Genomic DNA, 15,270 nt, shown 5'->3' with positions numbered 1-15,270 from the left:
TGGTTCAGATAAGCCCCGTGACGATGACGGGGAAGGCGATGAGCAGCCCCAGCACCAGAAGCTGAAGCAGGATGAAGGGCAGGACGCCCTTGTAGATGTCGGTTGTCGTGAGCTGGCCGCCGGCGGCACCGCGCAGGTAGAAGAGCGAGAAGCCGAATGGCGGCGTGAGGAACGAGGTTTGCAAGTTGACGGCGACGAGGATGCCGAACCAGACCAGCAGCGCGTCGCCCGAAAGGCCGTTGCCGAAGTCGAGGCCCGCGACGATGGGGGCGAAGATCGGCATGAGGATGAGGGTGATTTCCAGCCAGTCGAGGACGAAGCCCAGCAGGAAGATCGCCCCCATGACCACGGCCAGCACGGTCAAAGGGTCGGTGCCGAAGGCGGTGATGGCGGTTTCCACCATGTCGTCGCCGCCGATGGCCTTGAAGACGGCGGAGAAGCAGGTGGCGCCGATCATGACGAGGAGGACCATGGAGGTGGTGGTGACGGTCTGGCGGGCGGCGGCCATGATGGTGGCGAGGTCGAAGCGGCGGTAGAGGAGGGTCACGAGGATCGCCCCGAAGGCGCCGAGGCCGCTGGCCTCGGTTGGGGTGGCGTAGCCGGCGATGATGGAGCCGAGGACGACGACGATGAGCGTCACCAGCGGCCCGAGGTCGAGGAGCAGGCGGAGCGGGTTGGTGCGGCCTTCCGGGCGGGGGGCGCGGGGAAGGCCGCGGGAGCGGATGGCGACGAGGATGGCGTAGACGCCGACGAGGAGAAGGCCCGGGCCGATGGCGCCGGCGAACATGTCGGGCACCGGGGTCTGGAGCTGGTCGCCCAGCACGATCAGCATGACCGAGGGCGGGATCAGGATGGCAAGCGTGCCGGAGGCGGCGATGAGGCCGGCGGAGGTGGGCTTGTCGTAGCCGGTTTCCTGCAGGCGGGGCAGGGCGAGCAGCGCCAGCAGCACCACGGAGGCGCCGACGATGCCCGAGGAGGCGGCGAGCAGGACGCCGATGACGAGGACGGAGATGCCCATGCCCGCCGCGCTGCCGCCGAGCGCCTGTTGCGCCGCGCGGAGCGAGCGTTCGGCGACGCCGGATTTTTCCAGCACCAGCCCCATGAAGATGAACATCGGGATGGCGACGAGCAGCCAGTTCGACAGGACGTTGGCGTAGATCCGGCTGGTGAGCAGATTGAAATAGGCGGTGGGCAGGTCGGAAACGAGGATGAAGAGCGCGGCGGCGCCAGCGAGCACCATGGCCACGCGGTAGCCGGCGAGGATGCCGGCGAGCGTGAGCACGGCCATGGCGAGGGGCAGGGCGGTTTCGCTCATTTCGCGCGCCGGAGAAGGCGGAGGGATTCGACGGCGAGCGCCAGGGCAAGCAGCGCCATGCCGAGGGGCAGGAACGCCTTGATGAGCCAGAGGTCATTCAGCCCGCCCGAGGCGGAGCCTTCGTCGGAGCGCCAGGCGCGGGTGGTGAAATCCCACGCGGCGGGCAGGATCATGACGAGGAAGGGCAGGGCGAAGAGTAGGTTCCCGGCCAGGTCGATGCGGGCCTTGGTGCGGTCGCTGCGGGGCTGGTAGAAGAAATCGACCCGCACATGGGCATTGCTCAGCCAGACCAGCCCGGCGGGCAGGAGGCCGGTGATCACCAGCAGGTGCCATTGCAGGTCGAGCAGGGTGTTGAGCGTGATGGCCTTGCCGAGGAGCGGCAGGGCGGTGGCGAACCGAGCCAGCGGGTTGATGTCGAGCGCGTTGCAGGCGACCTGCAGGACGATGCCCAGCATAAGGACGATGACGAGCCACGAAAGCCCGCGCAGCAGGGCCTGCGCCCAAAGGCTGCCATTCTCCTCCTCCATTTCCGGCCGTGCCTCCCTTGCCAGATATTCCTCCATATGGAACTATATATTTCCATCTGGAGCAATCCCCTTTTTTGTCCTAGCCTAGCAGGTCAGGAGGCCGCGGTCATGCTCAAGCTGATGGATATCCTCGATGGCACGTCCATTCCGGTGGGATACCGGATGGCGTTCATCATCAATTTCTACCGCGAGCCGCTGATGCGGCGGATGGAACGGGAGACCGGGCTGATCCGGCCGGAGCTGACGGTGCTGATGTGCCTGAACTTCCGCGCGGGGCTGAATGCGCGGGATATCTGCGAGATCACCGAGCAGCCTTCGAACACGGTGAGCCGGGCGGTCTCTTCCCTCGTTGAGAAGGGATACGTCACGCGGACGCGGGATGCGGTGGATACGCGGCGGAACGTGCTGGCGATCACCGACGACGGGCAGGCGGTGCATGACCGGGTGATGGCAAGCTTTGCCGAGGCGGAGCGCGTCATGCTGGAGACGCTGGAGCCGGAAGAGGTGGAGGTGCTGACGCGGCTGCTGGACAAGCTGGCACGGGACGTGGAGCGGTGGGCGCCCGGCTTGCCGGCGAAGGGGCAGGGTGGCTGATTTGGGGACGCCTCCGGCGGGAGTATTTGGGGAAAGATGAAAGGGGGCGCTACTGTGCCGTTCATCTTTCTGAAAATACTCAAATCACCCGTTCGCGGCCTGGGTTGCCGGTTTGGAGAGCTCGCGGTTGATGAGCCGCTCGAAGGCGCCGCGGGGCTTGGTGAAGCGGGCGAGCAGGTCGTAGAGCACCGGTGTGACCACCAGCATCAGCACGCTGGCGAGCAGCAGCCCCGCGATGATCACCGTGCCGATGGCCGCGCGGCTTTCGGCGCCGGCGCCGGTGGCGATGACGAGGGGCAGGGCGCCGAGCACGGTGGACAGCACGGTCATCACGATCGGCCGCAGGCGCAGGGCCGAGGCGCGCAGGACGGCCTCGCGCCGTTTCATCCCCTCGTCGCGGAGCTGGTTGGCGAACTCGACGATGAGGATGCCGTTCTTGGCCACCAGCCCCACCAGCAGGATGATCCCGATCTGCGAGTAGACGTTGAGCGAGAGCCCCCCGAGTGCCATGGCGTAGATCGCCCCGGCCAGCCCCGCCGGGACGGTCAGCATGATGGTCAGCGGGTGGACGAAGCTTTCGAATTGTGCGGCCAGCACGAGGAAGACGATCAGCAACGCCAGCGCCAGCACGATGCCGACGCCTTCGGAGGTGTCCTTGAAGGTGCGCGACTGGCCCTCGTAGCCGAGCTTGGCGGAGGCGGGCAGGATGTCGGCGGCGACGGCCTCGACCCCTTCCAGCACCGTGCCGAGGTTGTGGCCGGGCGCCACGGTGCCCGAAAGCTGGATCGAGGGGAGCCGGTCGAAGCGGCGGAGCGAGGGGGCGGCGGCGTTCTCGTTCATCGAGACCAGCGCGCCGAGCGGCACCAGCGTTTCGCCGTCGCCCGCGCGGATGAAGAGGTTGTCGATATCGGAGGGGCTTTCGCGGTCGATCTCGGCCGCTTGCAGGATGACCGGGTATTCGCGGCCGCGGCTGACGAAGGTGGTCACCTCGCGCGAGGCGAGCATGGTCTGCAGGGTGTTGGCGATGGTGTCGATGGAGATCCCGAGGTCGTCGGCGCGGTTGCGGTCGATGCTGACGTCGAGCTGGGGGAGGTTTTCCTCGAAGTTGATTTCCGGGTTCACGAGGCCGGGGACGGATTCCGAGCGTTCAAGCAGGGTGGTCGACCATTCCTTGACGCTGTCGAAATCCGGGCCGCCGATGACCACGCGCACGGGGGTGGAGTTGCCACGCAGGCCGAGCCCCGCCGGGGTGACGGGGAAGCCGCGGGCGATGGTGACTTGGCTCATCTGCGGCACGATCCGGCCCACCACTTCGGAAATGGCGACGGTGCGTTCCTCCCACGGGACGAGGCGGAAGACGACGAAGGAGCGCCAGGCCCGGTTGCCCCAGCCGGTGAAGGTGAAAACGGTGTCGATCAGCCCCTCCTCGCGCATGGGTTCGAGGATCGCCTCGACCTGCCGGGCGGCGAGGTCGGTGTGTTCGACCGTGCTGCCCTGGGGCGAGGTGAGGGGGATGAAGCCCACGCCGCGGTCTTCCGAGGGGGCCAGTTCGCGGGGCAGCCCCTCGTAGAAGAGCGCGGCGCCGCCGGTGACGGCGAGGGCCAGCGCCAACACGACGAGCGGCATCTGTACCGCGCGTTGGAGCAGCCGGTAATACCCGGCCTGGATGCCGGTGAGCTGGCCGTTTTCCCGTTTGACCCCGCTGCCGGATTTCAGCACGCGGGAGGCGAGCGCCGGGCAGGCGGAGAGGGCCACGAAGGTGGAGATGGCGACGGTGCCGGCCATGACCCAGCCGAATTCGACGAAGAGGCGGCCGACCTGCCCGGGCATGAACGACAGCGGCACGAAGACCGCGATGAGGGTGAAGGAGGTGGCGATCACCGCGAAGGTGACCTGTTTGGCGCCGCGCAGGCTGGCCACCAGCGGGCTTTCGCCGTTCTCGATCCGGCGCTGGATGTTTTCCAGCACGACGATGGCGTCATCGACCACGAGGCCGATGGCGAGCAGCATGGCCAGCAGCGTGAGCGTGTTGAGGGAAAACCCCCATGCGCCGATCAGGATGAAGGAGCCGATGAGCGAGACCGGGATCGCCACGAAGGGCACCAGCGTGGCGCGGAAGGAGCGCAGGAAGAGAAGGATCACCAGCACGACGAGGCCGAGCGAGATGAAGAGCGCGATCAGCACCTCGCGGATCGAGGCGCCGACGAAGAGCGCGTCGTCGGAGCCGATGATGATGTCCATGCCTTCGGGGAGGGTGGGTTGCAGGCGCTCGATTTCCTCGCGGACGCCCTGGGAGATGGCGAGGGTGTTCGACTGGCTTTGCCGGAGGATGGCGATGCCGACCGCGTCGCTGCCATTGGTGCGCACGATGGTGGTGTCGTCGGCGACGCCCGGTTCGACGCGGGCCACGTCGCCCAGCCGGACGGGGTAGCCCGCCACCCGGTCGAGCACCACGTCGCGGAAATCGGCGACGCTGCGCAGGCGGCTGTTGAGGCGGACGGAGAGCTGGCGGTCTTCTGACACGACCTCGCCCGCGGGAAGCTCGATGTTGTTGCGCCGGAGCGCGGATTCGACATCGGCCACGGTGAGCTGCCGGGCCGCCAGCGCGCGCCGGTCGAGCCAGATGCGCACGGCGAAGGGGCGCTCGCCGTAGATCTGCAGGTTGGCGACCCCGTCGATGGTGGCGAGCCGGTCGGAGATGAAGCGGTCGATATAGTCGGTGATCTCGGCCGTGGTCATGCGAGAGGAGGTGACGGCGAGGCGCATGACCGGGTCGGCGTCGGCGTCGCTCTTGATCACGCGGGGGTCTTGCGCCTCTTCCGGCAGGCGGGAGGAGACGCGGCCCACCGCGTCGCGCACGTCGTTGGCGGCCTGTTCGATATCGCGGCCGGTTTCGAATTCCAGCGTGATGCGGCTTCGGCCCTGGCGGCTTTCGGAGCTGATCGAGCGCAGGCCGTTGATGGCGGCGACCGCGCCTTCGATGGGTTCGGTGATGTCGGTGTCGATCACCTCGGGCGCGGCGCCGAGATAGATCGTGTCGATGGAGACGACGGCGTTATCGACATCCGGCAGTTCGCGGACGGGAATGGTGCGCAGGGCGGCGAGGCCGAAGACCAACAGCAGGAGGCTTGCCACCGCTGCCAGCACCGGGCGGCGGACCGCGATGTCGGGGAGCGTCACGAGTCGCCCTCGGTCGCGGCGGTGCCGGCGGCATCCGCTTCGTTCAGGACGCTGACCGCCGCGCCGTCGCGCACCCGCTGGAGGCCGCGGACGACGACGCCGGTGCCTTCCTCGAGCCCGCCCTCGATGGCGACGAGCCCGGCGCGGCGCTGGCCGGTTCGGACGGGCACGCGGTGGGCGGTGCCGTCGGTGACGGTGAAGACGTAGGTTTCGGCCGCCTGGAATATGATCGCGGCCTCGGGCACGACCAGTTCCTCGGATTCCGAGAGGGTGAGGGTGAGGGACATGAACATGCCCGCCGGCAGCACACTGTTGCGGTTGGGGATGACCGCGCGGGTCAGGAAGGCGCGGCTGACCGGGTCGATGCGGCTGTCGACTGCGGCGATGCGGCCCTCGAAGGTGCGGTCGGGGAAGGCGGCGCTGGTGGCGGTGACGGAGAGGCCGGTGCGGACCTGGGCGAAAAGGGTTTCGGGCAGGGCGAACTCGACGATGACCTCGGAGAGGTCGTCGAGCCGGGTGATCAGGTCGCCCTCGCTAACGCGGGCGCCGGGATCGACCTCGGTGAGGCCCACGACACCGGCGAAGGGGGCGGTGATGGTGCGGTCTTCCAGCCGGCGGCGGGCGCGGTCGAGCTGGGCGCCGGCCTCGGCCAGGCGGGCGACGGATTCCTCGAGCGTGGCCTGCGAGATGGCGTTGGTTTCGCGAAGCTGCCGGGCGCGGGCGAGGACCTGTTCCTGTTCGGTAGAGCGGGCCTCGGCCTCGGCCAGGTCGGCGCGCTGGATGGCGTCATCGAGGCGGACGAGGACCTCGCCCTTCTCGACCCGGTCGCCGGGTGTGAAGGTGATCTCGACGATGCGGCCCGCGGCTTCGGGCACGATCTCGACCGACTGGAGGGCGCGGGTGGTGCCGACCGCCTCGACCGTGGTTTCGAGCACCTGGCGTTCGGCGGGCACGATCTCGACCGGGGCGGGGGCGTTGGGGCGCTCGGCAGCGGCTTCCTCGGGCGGGGCGTAGTGTTCCTGATAGACCCACCAGCCGCCATAGCCGAGCCCGCCCAGCAGGCAGAGCAACAGGAGCTGTTTCCATACGGCCATCTACGTTTCCCCGGGGCGCCCGTCACAAGGCGATGGCGCAGCGGCAAGGGTAGCGGAAACCCGGGAAATGGCAACGCTGAAGGGCGGGTGATCGCGCGGTCGTGTCCCGGCGGCCACCGGGGCGGCGCGTGGCGGAGATCAGTCCTAGTTGCCGTTGTCGACCGTCTTGGTTCCGATGGCGGTGGCAATGTCGGAGGCGAGGGAGGTTACCCCCAGTTCGACCGTGTTGACCGCCGCGATGCCGAGGCCGACCACGGCCGCCGAGAGCACGATCCAGTCGACCGTCACCGCGCCGCTTTCATCTTCCAGGAAGGTATTGAACCGTTTGATCATGTCGGCCATCCCTTGAGCCCAATGCTGTGAATTCGGGTCTGGCAGCCGCCGCGCGTCGCGCCGGCGTCTGTTTTGACGAAACTGCAGCATGAATCTGGCGTTAATGTGGCCTGCGGGGCCGAGGGGCATGTGGCGTGGTGCCGCGGGGATCAGTCACCATTCGAGACGGTGATATTGGTGACCATGCCGTCGCCCACCTCGACCGATCCGGCCTTGACCGCCGTTACCGCCGTCATGGCCAGCATCACCACGCCTGCGGTGAGCATCACCCAGTCGGTGCTGGCGGAGCCGGTCTCGTCGCGGCGGAAGGTGTTCAGGCATTTGATCATCGGGGCCGCCTTTCAGGGCATTGCGTGTCATGGGCGCGGGGCCGGATGGATAACGGCTTTGCCCACGGTCTGGCCCCTGTCTTGGGATCGAAATGTGGCGGGAATGTGGCGATTTTGCCGGGCGATCACAATTTCGCCATAATCCTGCTGGCCGCGGTTTTCAATCGGCGGCAGGGGCCGGATTGGTGCCGGGATGGAAACCGGTCGAATTTTAGGGATCGTGGAAACCGCCCGGATCGGGCGGTTTCGTCCCCTATTTCTCGGGAATCAGGCCCCGTGGGCTGAACCGCAGCACGAGGATGAGAATCACCCCCATGGTCAGGAGCCGCATATGCGCGGCGCTGCCGATCAGGTGGTCCTTGAGGGCGCTGCCGTCGGGCAGGGGTGAGGTGATGGTCTGCATCAGCCAGAGGCCGATCGGTTCGACCTGCACCCAGAGGAACCAGATCAGGAAGCCGCCCAGCACCGCGCCGAAATTGTTGCCCGAGCCGCCGACGATCACCATCACCCAGATCAGGAAGGTGAAGCGCAGCGGCTGGTAGGAGGTGGGGATGAGCTGGCCGTCGAGCGTGGTCATCATCGCGCCGGCGATGCCGCAGCAGGCGGAGCCGAGGATGAAGATCTGCAGGTGGCGGGCGGTGACGTCCTTGCCCATCGCCTCGGCCGCGACCTCGTTGTCGCGAATGGCGCGCATCATCCGGCCCCAGGGGCTTTTGAGCGCAAGCTGCGCGAGGATGAGCAGGATGGCGAGGACGACGGCGAAGAGCGCGCCGTAGGCGAGCTTGATGTAGAGTGAGGAGGCGGTGACCGGGTCGAGGCCGATCCCGGCGGCCTTCTCGATGAAGGCCGGGTCGGTCTGGAGGTCGACCTCGTAGGGGACGGGGCGGGGGAGGCCCACCACGTTCTTGACCCCGCGCGCCAGCCAGTCCTCGTTCTTGAGGATGGCGAGGATGATCTCGGCGATGCCAAGCGTGGCGATGGCGAGGTAGTCGGAGCGCAGGCCGAGGGCCGACTTGCCGATGATCCAGGCCGCGCCCGCCGCCAGCAGTCCGCCCACGGGCCAGGCCAGCAGCACGGGCAGGCCGAGCCCGCCGAGATAGCCTGTGCCGGCGGGGTTCACCGCCTCGACCGCGTCGACGCCCGGATCGAACACCGCGCGGTAGAGGAAGAACCCGCCGACGAGGATGACCAGCACGATCAGGCCGCGCAGCTTGGATTTCTTCATGTACTTGAAGGTCAGCGCCGCCGCGACGATCACCGCCGCGCCGACCAGAAGGCCGGAGATCAGGCGTATGCCGCCCGCCGCCCAGGCCTCGGTCGTGGGGGGCATGGAGACCAGCACGGCGGCCAGGCCGCCCAGGGCCACGAAGCCCATGACGCCGACGTTGAAGAGCCCGGCAAAGCCCCATTGCAGGTTGAGCCCCAGCGCCATGATGGCCGAAATCAGCCCCATGTTGAGGATGAGAAGCGCGGTGGACCAGCTTTGCGCGAAGCCCGTCATCAGGATCAGGGCCGCCACGAAGACGAACATGGCGGCGTTTTTCATCGGTTCGCTCATACCGCTTTCCCCCTGAAGAGGCCGGTGGGCCGGAAGAGAAGCACGATCAGGAGGATGACGAAGCTGACCGCGAACTTGTAATCGGTGGAGAGGAGTTGGACGAGGCCCGAGGGTTCAAGGCTTTCGGGCATGAGATATTCCAGCACCTTTTTCCAGGCATAGGTGATGAACACCTCGGAGAAGGCGATGATGAAGCCGCCGGCGATGGCGCCGACCGGGCTGCCCAGGCCGCCGACGATGGCGCTGGCGAAGATCGGCAGGAGGAGCTGGAAATAGGTGAAGGGCTTGAAGCTCTTGTCGAGCCCGTAGAGCGTGCCGGCGACGGTGGCCAGCGCCGCCACGATCAGCCATGTCACCATGACCACGCGGTCGGGGCTGATGCCGGAAAGCAGGGCCAGGTCCTCGTTGTCGGAATAGGCGCGCATGCTCTTGCCCGTGCGGGTGCGGTTGAGGAACCAGAAGAGCAGCGCCACGACGATCACGGCGGTGACGACGGTGATGCCCTGCGTTGTCTTGAAGGCGAGCCCTTCGTCGAGGCCAGTCATTTCCTTGAAATCGCGGGCGTTGATGATGAAGCGCTCGCCATCGGCAAAACGCTGGTCGCCCGGCCCGATGATGAAGCGGACGAGGCCGTTCAGCACGAACATCACGCCGATCGAGACGATCACCAGAATCACCGGCTTGGCCTTCTGTTCGCGGTAGAAGCGATAGACCATCCGGTCGGTGGCGAGGACCAGCGCCATGCAGGCGGCGATGCCGAGGGGCAGGGCGAGGAGCGCGGTGGGCAGGACGCCGAAGCTCAGGCCCAAGGACTGGAACCACCAGGTCACGAGGATGGTGACCATGGTGCCGAAGGCCATGGTGTCGCCATGGGCGAAGTTGGAGAAGCGCAGGATGCCGTAGATCAGCGTGACCCCGAGCGCGCCGAGGGCGAGCTGGCTGCCATAGGCGATGGCGGGGATCAGCACGAAGTTGGAGAGCGCGACGATGGCGTTGAGGATGTCCATCAGATCCGGGCCTCATGTGTTCCGATGTCGTCTTCCTGTTCCTGTCGTGACCCGTCACGTGTCGACAGGTTATTCACGGTTCTATCCACATGCCTGTGGAGAAAATTGCACATATCTGACAGTCCCTTGGCCCGGATCGTGGCCGGTATCTGTGGAAAACGGCGGGCGGTGGTCATGTCGGCTGTCCGCCCCGCGCGCAGGTGCCGGAGGTGTATTCGGCGCCCTTGGAGCCGCCTTGTCCTTCGCCGCGCGCCTCGCCGTCGGAGGCGACGAGGATACGGCTGCCGTCGCGGAGGAAGTAGACCCGGGCGGCGTCGTCCTCGCGCAGGTTCTCGATCGGGCGGGCCTGGCGGCTGCCGGCTTCGATGATGACCACGCTGAACTTGTCGCGGCCGACCCGTTGCAGGAGGAATTGCCAGTCGGGATTGCCCCGGTTGCTTTGCAGGCGGCAGTTCCAGATATAGGCGTTGCCGAGGGCGGCGACGGTCTGGGCGTGGCCGGCTTGCGGGGTGGCCTGTGCGGTTTCGGTGCCCGCGCCGCGGCAGCCGGCGACGGCGGCCAGGATGGCGAGAGCGGCAAAGATGCGATGCATTCTCATCCCCCCAGGAAACTCTTGCGGACTTCGGGGTCGGCGAGGAGTTCCTTGCCGGTCCCGGTATAGGCGTTGCGGCCCTGCACCATGACATAGCCCTTGTCGGCGATCTCGAGCGCCTGGCGGGCGTTCTGTTCGACCATCAGAATCGGGATGCCGGTGCGGCTGACCTCGATGATGCGGTCGAAGAGCTCGTCCATCACGATCGGGCTGACGCCGGCGGTGGGCTCGTCGAGCATCAGCACCTTGGGCTGGGTCATCAGGGCCCGGCCCACGGCGACCTGCTGGCGCTGGCCGCCCGACAATTCGCCCGCGGCCTGGCGCCGCTTGTCGCGCAGGATGGGAAACAGGTCGTAGACCTGGTTCATCGTACCGGAGATGTCGTCGGTGCGGATGAAGGCGCCCATCTCGAGGTTTTCCTCGACCGTCATCGAGGTGAAGATGTTGTTGTTCTGCGGCACGAAGCCCATGCCCTTGGCGACGCGGGCCTGCGGGCTGAGGCGCGAGATGTCCTCGCCATCCAGCCGGACATGGCCTTCGCGCAGGTCGAGCATGCCGAAGACGGCCTTCATCGCGGTCGACTTGCCGGCCCCGTTGGGGCCGACGATCACCGCGATCTCGCCCTTGTCCACGGCGATGGTGCAGTCGTGCAGGATGTCGGGGCCCGACTTGCCGTAGCCGCCGGTCATCGCCTCGCCGACCAGGAAGGGCGCGTGGCCCGGCGCGGGCCGGGCGTCGCCGCCCTCGCGCCGGGGGATCTCGCCCGTTCCGTCCGGGTTGGCGATGGACCGGTCGTTGTTGCCCCGGTCATCCTGGTAGGGGTTGGTTCCGCTCAAAGCGCGACCCCGGGGTCGGAGATGGTGAAGCCCGACAGGAAGGTGCGGTGGGTCGCGCGGGCGATCGCATCGTCGGTGACCCCCGGCGCCACGGTGATGAACTGCATCACCATGCCCTTCTGCACCATGTAGGAATGCAGGAAGAGAACTTCGGTGCCCTGCGTTTCATAGCTGTAGAGGATCGTGCCGGCGGGGCGGTTCATCATCCCGCCCTTGAGCGCGATCACGTCGAGCGAGCCGCCCAATTTCTTGATCTGGCCCGAGACCTTGTCCAGGATCGCGGTTTGCACGTCCTTGTCGCGCAGCGCCTTGGTGCCGGTCATCTCGACGATCAGCTTGCCGATGGTGTTGTCGCCGCGCTTGTAGACGGCGGTGGCCTCGGCCACGGCGCGGCCGAGCCGTGACCAGCCGCCGGATTCGCCGCAGAATTCGATGCGGTCGGTCAGTTGTTCGCAATCGTCGGTCGGTGCCGCCTGTGCCGCGGCGGTCGATGCCGCCGCCAGTCCCACGGATAGTGCGAGTGCCTTGAAGTACTGTTTCATGCCTGTGTCCCCATCATGTCCTTGTTCTTCAGTCCCGTCCCGAGATAGGCCTCGATCACTTGCTCGTTGGCCTTGATTTCGTCCAGGGTGCCCTCGGCCAGCACCTTTCCCTCGGCCATGCAGATCACCGGGTCGCAGATGCGGCCGATGAAATCCATGTCGTGTTCGATCACCACGAAGGTGTAGTTCCGTTCCTCGTTCAGCTTGACGATCGCGTCGGCGATGGTGTTGAGCAGGGTGCGGTTCACCCCGGCGCCGACCTCGTCGAGAAAGACGATGCGGGCGTCGACCATCATGGTGCGCCCGAGTTCCAGCAGCTTCTTCTGACCGCCCGAGACCTGGCCGGCCTTGTGGTCGGCGAGATGTTCGATGGTCAGGAATTCGAGCACCTCGTCGGCCTTGGCGCGCAGGGCGCGCTCTTCGTCGGCGATGCGCTTGCGGCCGAACCAGGTGTTCCAGAGCCGCTCTCCCGACTGGTCGCCGGGGACCATCATCAGGTTCTCGCGGCAGGTCATCGAGCTGAACTCGTGTGCGATCTGGAAGGTGCGCAGCAGGCCCTTGTGGAAAAGATCATGCGGCGGCAGGCCGGTGATGTCCTCTCCGGCCATGGTGACGCGGCCGGAGGTCGGTTGAAGAACGCCCGCTATCACATTGAAAAGCGTGGTTTTTCCGGCGCCGTTTGGGCCGATCAACCCGGTGATCGAACCTTCCTGGATCGTCATGGTCGCGCCATCGACGGCGTGGAAACCGCCAAAGTGCTTGTGAACGTCATCGACGACGATCATGTATGTCCCCCGGGGTCTTTTGCCCCTTGCCTTGTTGGACCGGACCCGGGCGTGCCCGGAGCCGGTCTTGCTCTTTGTCCCTCGGCGGTCAGATCAGCGGTACTTGACCGTGGTGATCGCGCCGTCCTTGAATTCGATCTCGCGGTAGTTGCCGGCCGATTCACCGGGCCCGATCAGTTCCACCGCAGTCGCGCCGACATAGTCGACATCACCGCCCTCGGCAATGATTTCGAGCGCCTTGGCCAGCTCGCCGGGATAAATTTTCTCGCCCGGGGCGTTGGCCACGTCCATGACGTGTTCCTTGTAGTCGGCGGATTCGACCGAACCGGCCGCCTGCATCGCGAGCATCATGAGCGCCGCGGCGTCATAGCTTTCGGGTGCGAAGGGCGAGGTGGCCTGGAAGCTGTCGCCAACCATTTCCTCGAACTTGGCCACGCCCGGGCTGTCGGTGCCGGGGTGCTGGCCGGTGGAGCCGTCGACCTCGGAGCCGAAATTCTCTTCCAGCTGCGAACCGATCATGCCGTCGGGGAAGTGGAAGCTGTCGAAGGCGCCGGAATCGATCGCCGAGCGCACGATGCCGCTGCCGCCCTGGTCGACATAGCCCGCAACCACCAGGCGATCGCCGCCGGCGGAGGCCAGCGCGCCCACCTCGGCCGAGTAGTCGGCCTTGCCGTCTTCGTGCGCGGCGTTAATGGTGATGGTGCCGCCCGCTTCCTCGAAGGCCGCGGCGAAGCTGTCGGCGAGGCCCTTGCCGTAGTCGTTGTTGGTGTAGGTGACGGCCACTTCCTCGATGCCGCGCTCCATCAGGATCTCGGTCATCACGACGCCCTGGCGCGCGTCGGAGGGCGCGGTGCGGAAGAACAACCCGTCATCCTCGGCCGTCGAGAGCGCCGGCGAGGTGGCGGAGGGCGAGATCATCACGATGCCGTTCGGCACGGCGGCGTTCGACAGGATCGCGCCGGTGACGCCCGAGCAGTCGGCCCCCATGATGCCCTTGATCCCTTCGGAGGTGATCAGGCGTTCGGCGGCGGCGGTGGCGGCGCCCGCGTCGATGCAGGTGCTGTCGGCCCGGACCGGCGTAACGGTCATCCCGTCAAGCAGCTTGCCGCTTTCGGTGACTTCGGACATCGCCAGTTCCGCGCCGGCGGCCATGTGCGGGGTCAGGGATTCGATCGGGCCGGTGAAGCCGAGGATGATGCCGATCTTGACCTCGTTGTCCTGTGCCCAGGCGGCGCCCGCACCCAGAGCGAGTGCCGTGGTCGTCGCGAGTAGTTTCTTCATGTCTTTGTCTCCCAGTTGAACGGTGCGTTCTGGGAGGCGAGCCTATTTGACTGGCATGGAAAAGCAAGTGGATATGGTGAGGCGGACGCGACGAAACCCGATTTGACGCAGCCATATCACGCCCCAGTTTTCAGGGGGTATCCGGTGAAAGGAGCAAGGACATGCGCGAATTGATCAAGGGCGGGATTGCCGCTTTCCTGTGCGGCCTGGCGGGGCCGGCCGCGGCGCTCGACAGCAGCGCGGGAGCGTTGACGGTCGAGGCCGTGGCCGACGGGCTGAACGAGCCATGGGCGATCGGGTTTCTGCCCGGTGGCGACGTTCTGGTGACCGAGCGGGCCGGACGGCTGTTGCTGATCGGCGATGAGGGCCAGCGCCCGGTCGAGGGGGTGGGCGAGGTCTTTGCCAGCGGCCAGGGCGGATTGCTCGACGTCCTGGTGCCGGAGGATTTCGCCAGGACGCGGGAGTTGTTCTTCAGCTACGCCAAGCCGCAAGAGGGCGGGGCCGGCACGGCGGTCGCCCGGGCGGAGCTGTCGCCGGACGGGGCGCGGCTGAGCAAGTGGGAGGTGATCTTCGAGATGGCGCCGGGGTCCGAGGGCGGCCGGCATTTCGGCTCGCGGATCGTCGAGGCGCCGGACGGCACGTTGTTCGTGACCGTGGGCGAGCGCGGCGACCGGCCCGCGGCGCAGGACCTGTCGCGCGAAAACGGCTCGGTCGTGCATATCGCCAAGGACGGGTCGATTCCCGACGGCAACCCGTTCGCCTCGGAAGACGGCGCCCGGCCCGGGATCTGGTCTTACGGTCACCGCAACCCGCAGGGCGCGGCGCTAGATGCCGGCGGGCAGCTCTGGGTGGTCGAGCACGGGGCAAAGGGCGGTGACGAGGTGAACCGTGTCGAGAAGGGCGCGAATTACGGCTGGCCGGTGATTTCCTACGGGGTGCACTACTCCGGCAAGACGATCGGCGAGGGGACGCACAAGGAGGGGATGGAGCAGCCCGCCTTCTACTGGGATCCGTCGATCGCGCCGTCGGGGATGATGATCTATTCCGGCAAGCTCTGGCCCGAGTGGGAGGGGGATTTCTTCGTGGGCTCGCTGAAGTTCAACCTGATCTCGCGGCTGTCCGGCGACCCGCTGGAGGAGGTCGAGCGCATCGAGGGGCCGGAGACGGCGCGGGTGCGGGACATTGCGGAAGGGCCGGCGGGGGCGATCTGGTTCCTGTCGGTGGGCCAGGGGGCGCTTTACCGGGTGACGCCTTGAGGGGTGGCGAAATCTTTAAAAGATTTCGGCCGCTTTCTTTC

At 66.9% G+C, this 15,270-nt stretch carries 15 protein-coding genes; 2 read left to right on the top strand and 13 right to left on the bottom strand.

From position 1 onward, the window contains the following. Window positions 1–4: 4 nt before the first annotated feature. Together ACO07J_RS10370 and ACO07J_RS10365 are read right to left on the bottom strand one after the other, a co-directional pair. On the bottom strand, window positions 5–1,315 hold the full coding sequence (locus tag ACO07J_RS10370; protein ID WP_422028750.1) for a TRAP transporter large permease: 1,311 nt from the start codon (window positions 1,313–1,315) through the stop codon (window positions 5–7). After that, window positions 1,312–1,878 (bottom strand): TRAP transporter small permease subunit, encoded by a 567-nt coding sequence (locus ACO07J_RS10365; RefSeq protein ID WP_422028749.1) that lies wholly within the window; start codon window positions 1,876–1,878, stop codon window positions 1,312–1,314. Before ACO07J_RS10365 ends, ACO07J_RS10370 begins: the two co-directional genes overlap by 4 nt. 72 nt (window positions 1,879–1,950) lie before the next feature. Here ACO07J_RS10365 and ACO07J_RS10360 point away from each other — a divergent pair, with 72 nt between their 5' ends. Then, window positions 1,951–2,436, top strand: a complete 486-nt coding sequence (locus ACO07J_RS10360; protein ID WP_422028748.1) for a MarR family winged helix-turn-helix transcriptional regulator — start codon at window positions 1,951–1,953, stop codon at window positions 2,434–2,436. An 84-nt stretch (window positions 2,437–2,520) separates the two neighbouring features. On the opposite strand, the gene ACO07J_RS10355 is transcribed toward ACO07J_RS10360, so the two are convergent. The 11 genes from ACO07J_RS10355 to ACO07J_RS10305 all read right to left on the bottom strand — a co-directional run bounded on the left by ACO07J_RS10355 (window position 2,521) and on the right by ACO07J_RS10305 (window position 13,973). Then, window positions 2,521–5,616 carry an efflux RND transporter permease subunit gene (locus tag ACO07J_RS10355; RefSeq protein WP_422028747.1) on the bottom strand — a complete coding sequence of 1,032 codons (3,096 nt, stop codon included), beginning with the start codon at window positions 5,614–5,616 and terminating at the stop codon, window positions 2,521–2,523. Further along, window positions 5,613–6,710, bottom strand: coding sequence for an efflux RND transporter periplasmic adaptor subunit (locus ACO07J_RS10350; RefSeq protein ID WP_422028746.1), 1,098 nt, complete (start codon window positions 6,708–6,710; stop codon window positions 5,613–5,615). Before ACO07J_RS10350 ends, ACO07J_RS10355 begins: the two co-directional genes overlap by 4 nt. Window positions 6,711–6,854: 144 nt before the next feature. Further along, the gene (locus ACO07J_RS10345) at window positions 6,855–7,043 is read right to left on the bottom strand and encodes a Flp family type IVb pilin (RefSeq protein ID WP_422028745.1); all 189 of its coding nucleotides are present in this window, start codon (window positions 7,041–7,043) and stop codon (window positions 6,855–6,857) included. A gap of 149 nt (window positions 7,044–7,192) precedes the next feature. Continuing rightward, window positions 7,193–7,372, bottom strand: coding sequence for a hypothetical protein (locus ACO07J_RS10340; RefSeq protein ID WP_422028744.1), 180 nt, complete (start codon window positions 7,370–7,372; stop codon window positions 7,193–7,195). 253 nt (window positions 7,373–7,625) lie between these two features. Further along, entirely contained in the window at window positions 7,626–8,930 is a 1,305-nt protein-coding gene (locus ACO07J_RS10335; RefSeq protein WP_422028743.1) for a branched-chain amino acid ABC transporter permease, read from the bottom strand. Beyond that, complete coding sequence (locus tag ACO07J_RS10330) at window positions 8,927–9,937, bottom strand: branched-chain amino acid ABC transporter permease (RefSeq protein WP_422028742.1); 1,011 nt, start codon at window positions 9,935–9,937, stop codon at window positions 8,927–8,929. The genes ACO07J_RS10335 and ACO07J_RS10330 overlap by 4 nt, the downstream gene beginning before the upstream one ends. Window positions 9,938–10,109: 172 nt before the next feature. Continuing rightward, window positions 10,110–10,529, bottom strand: coding sequence for a hypothetical protein (locus tag ACO07J_RS10325; RefSeq protein WP_422028741.1), 420 nt, complete (start codon window positions 10,527–10,529; stop codon window positions 10,110–10,112). 2 nt (window positions 10,530–10,531) lie between these two features. Then, the gene (locus ACO07J_RS10320) at window positions 10,532–11,365 is read right to left on the bottom strand and encodes an ABC transporter ATP-binding protein (RefSeq protein ID WP_422028740.1); all 834 of its coding nucleotides are present in this window, start codon (window positions 11,363–11,365) and stop codon (window positions 10,532–10,534) included. Next, window positions 11,362–11,907 (bottom strand): hypothetical protein, encoded by a 546-nt coding sequence (locus ACO07J_RS10315; protein ID WP_422028739.1) that lies wholly within the window; start codon window positions 11,905–11,907, stop codon window positions 11,362–11,364. The genes ACO07J_RS10320 and ACO07J_RS10315 overlap by 4 nt, the downstream gene beginning before the upstream one ends. Further along, window positions 11,904–12,692, bottom strand: coding sequence for an ABC transporter ATP-binding protein (locus tag ACO07J_RS10310; RefSeq protein WP_422028738.1), 789 nt, complete (start codon window positions 12,690–12,692; stop codon window positions 11,904–11,906). Before ACO07J_RS10310 ends, ACO07J_RS10315 begins: the two co-directional genes overlap by 4 nt. A gap of 93 nt (window positions 12,693–12,785) precedes the next feature. After that, the gene (locus ACO07J_RS10305) at window positions 12,786–13,973 is read right to left on the bottom strand and encodes an ABC transporter substrate-binding protein (RefSeq protein WP_422028737.1); all 1,188 of its coding nucleotides are present in this window, start codon (window positions 13,971–13,973) and stop codon (window positions 12,786–12,788) included. A 161-nt stretch (window positions 13,974–14,134) separates the two neighbouring features. On the opposite strand from ACO07J_RS10305, the gene ACO07J_RS10300 reads away from it, so the two are divergent. After that, entirely contained in the window at window positions 14,135–15,229 is a 1,095-nt protein-coding gene (locus ACO07J_RS10300; RefSeq protein WP_422028736.1) for a PQQ-dependent sugar dehydrogenase, read from the top strand. Window positions 15,230–15,270: the final 41 nt, after the last annotated feature.

Source organism: Roseovarius sp. (genome assembly GCF_965228755.1).
Taxonomy (GTDB): Bacteria; Pseudomonadota; Alphaproteobacteria; order Rhodobacterales; family Rhodobacteraceae; genus Roseovarius.
This window is presented reverse-complemented; position numbering and strand designations above follow the sequence as displayed.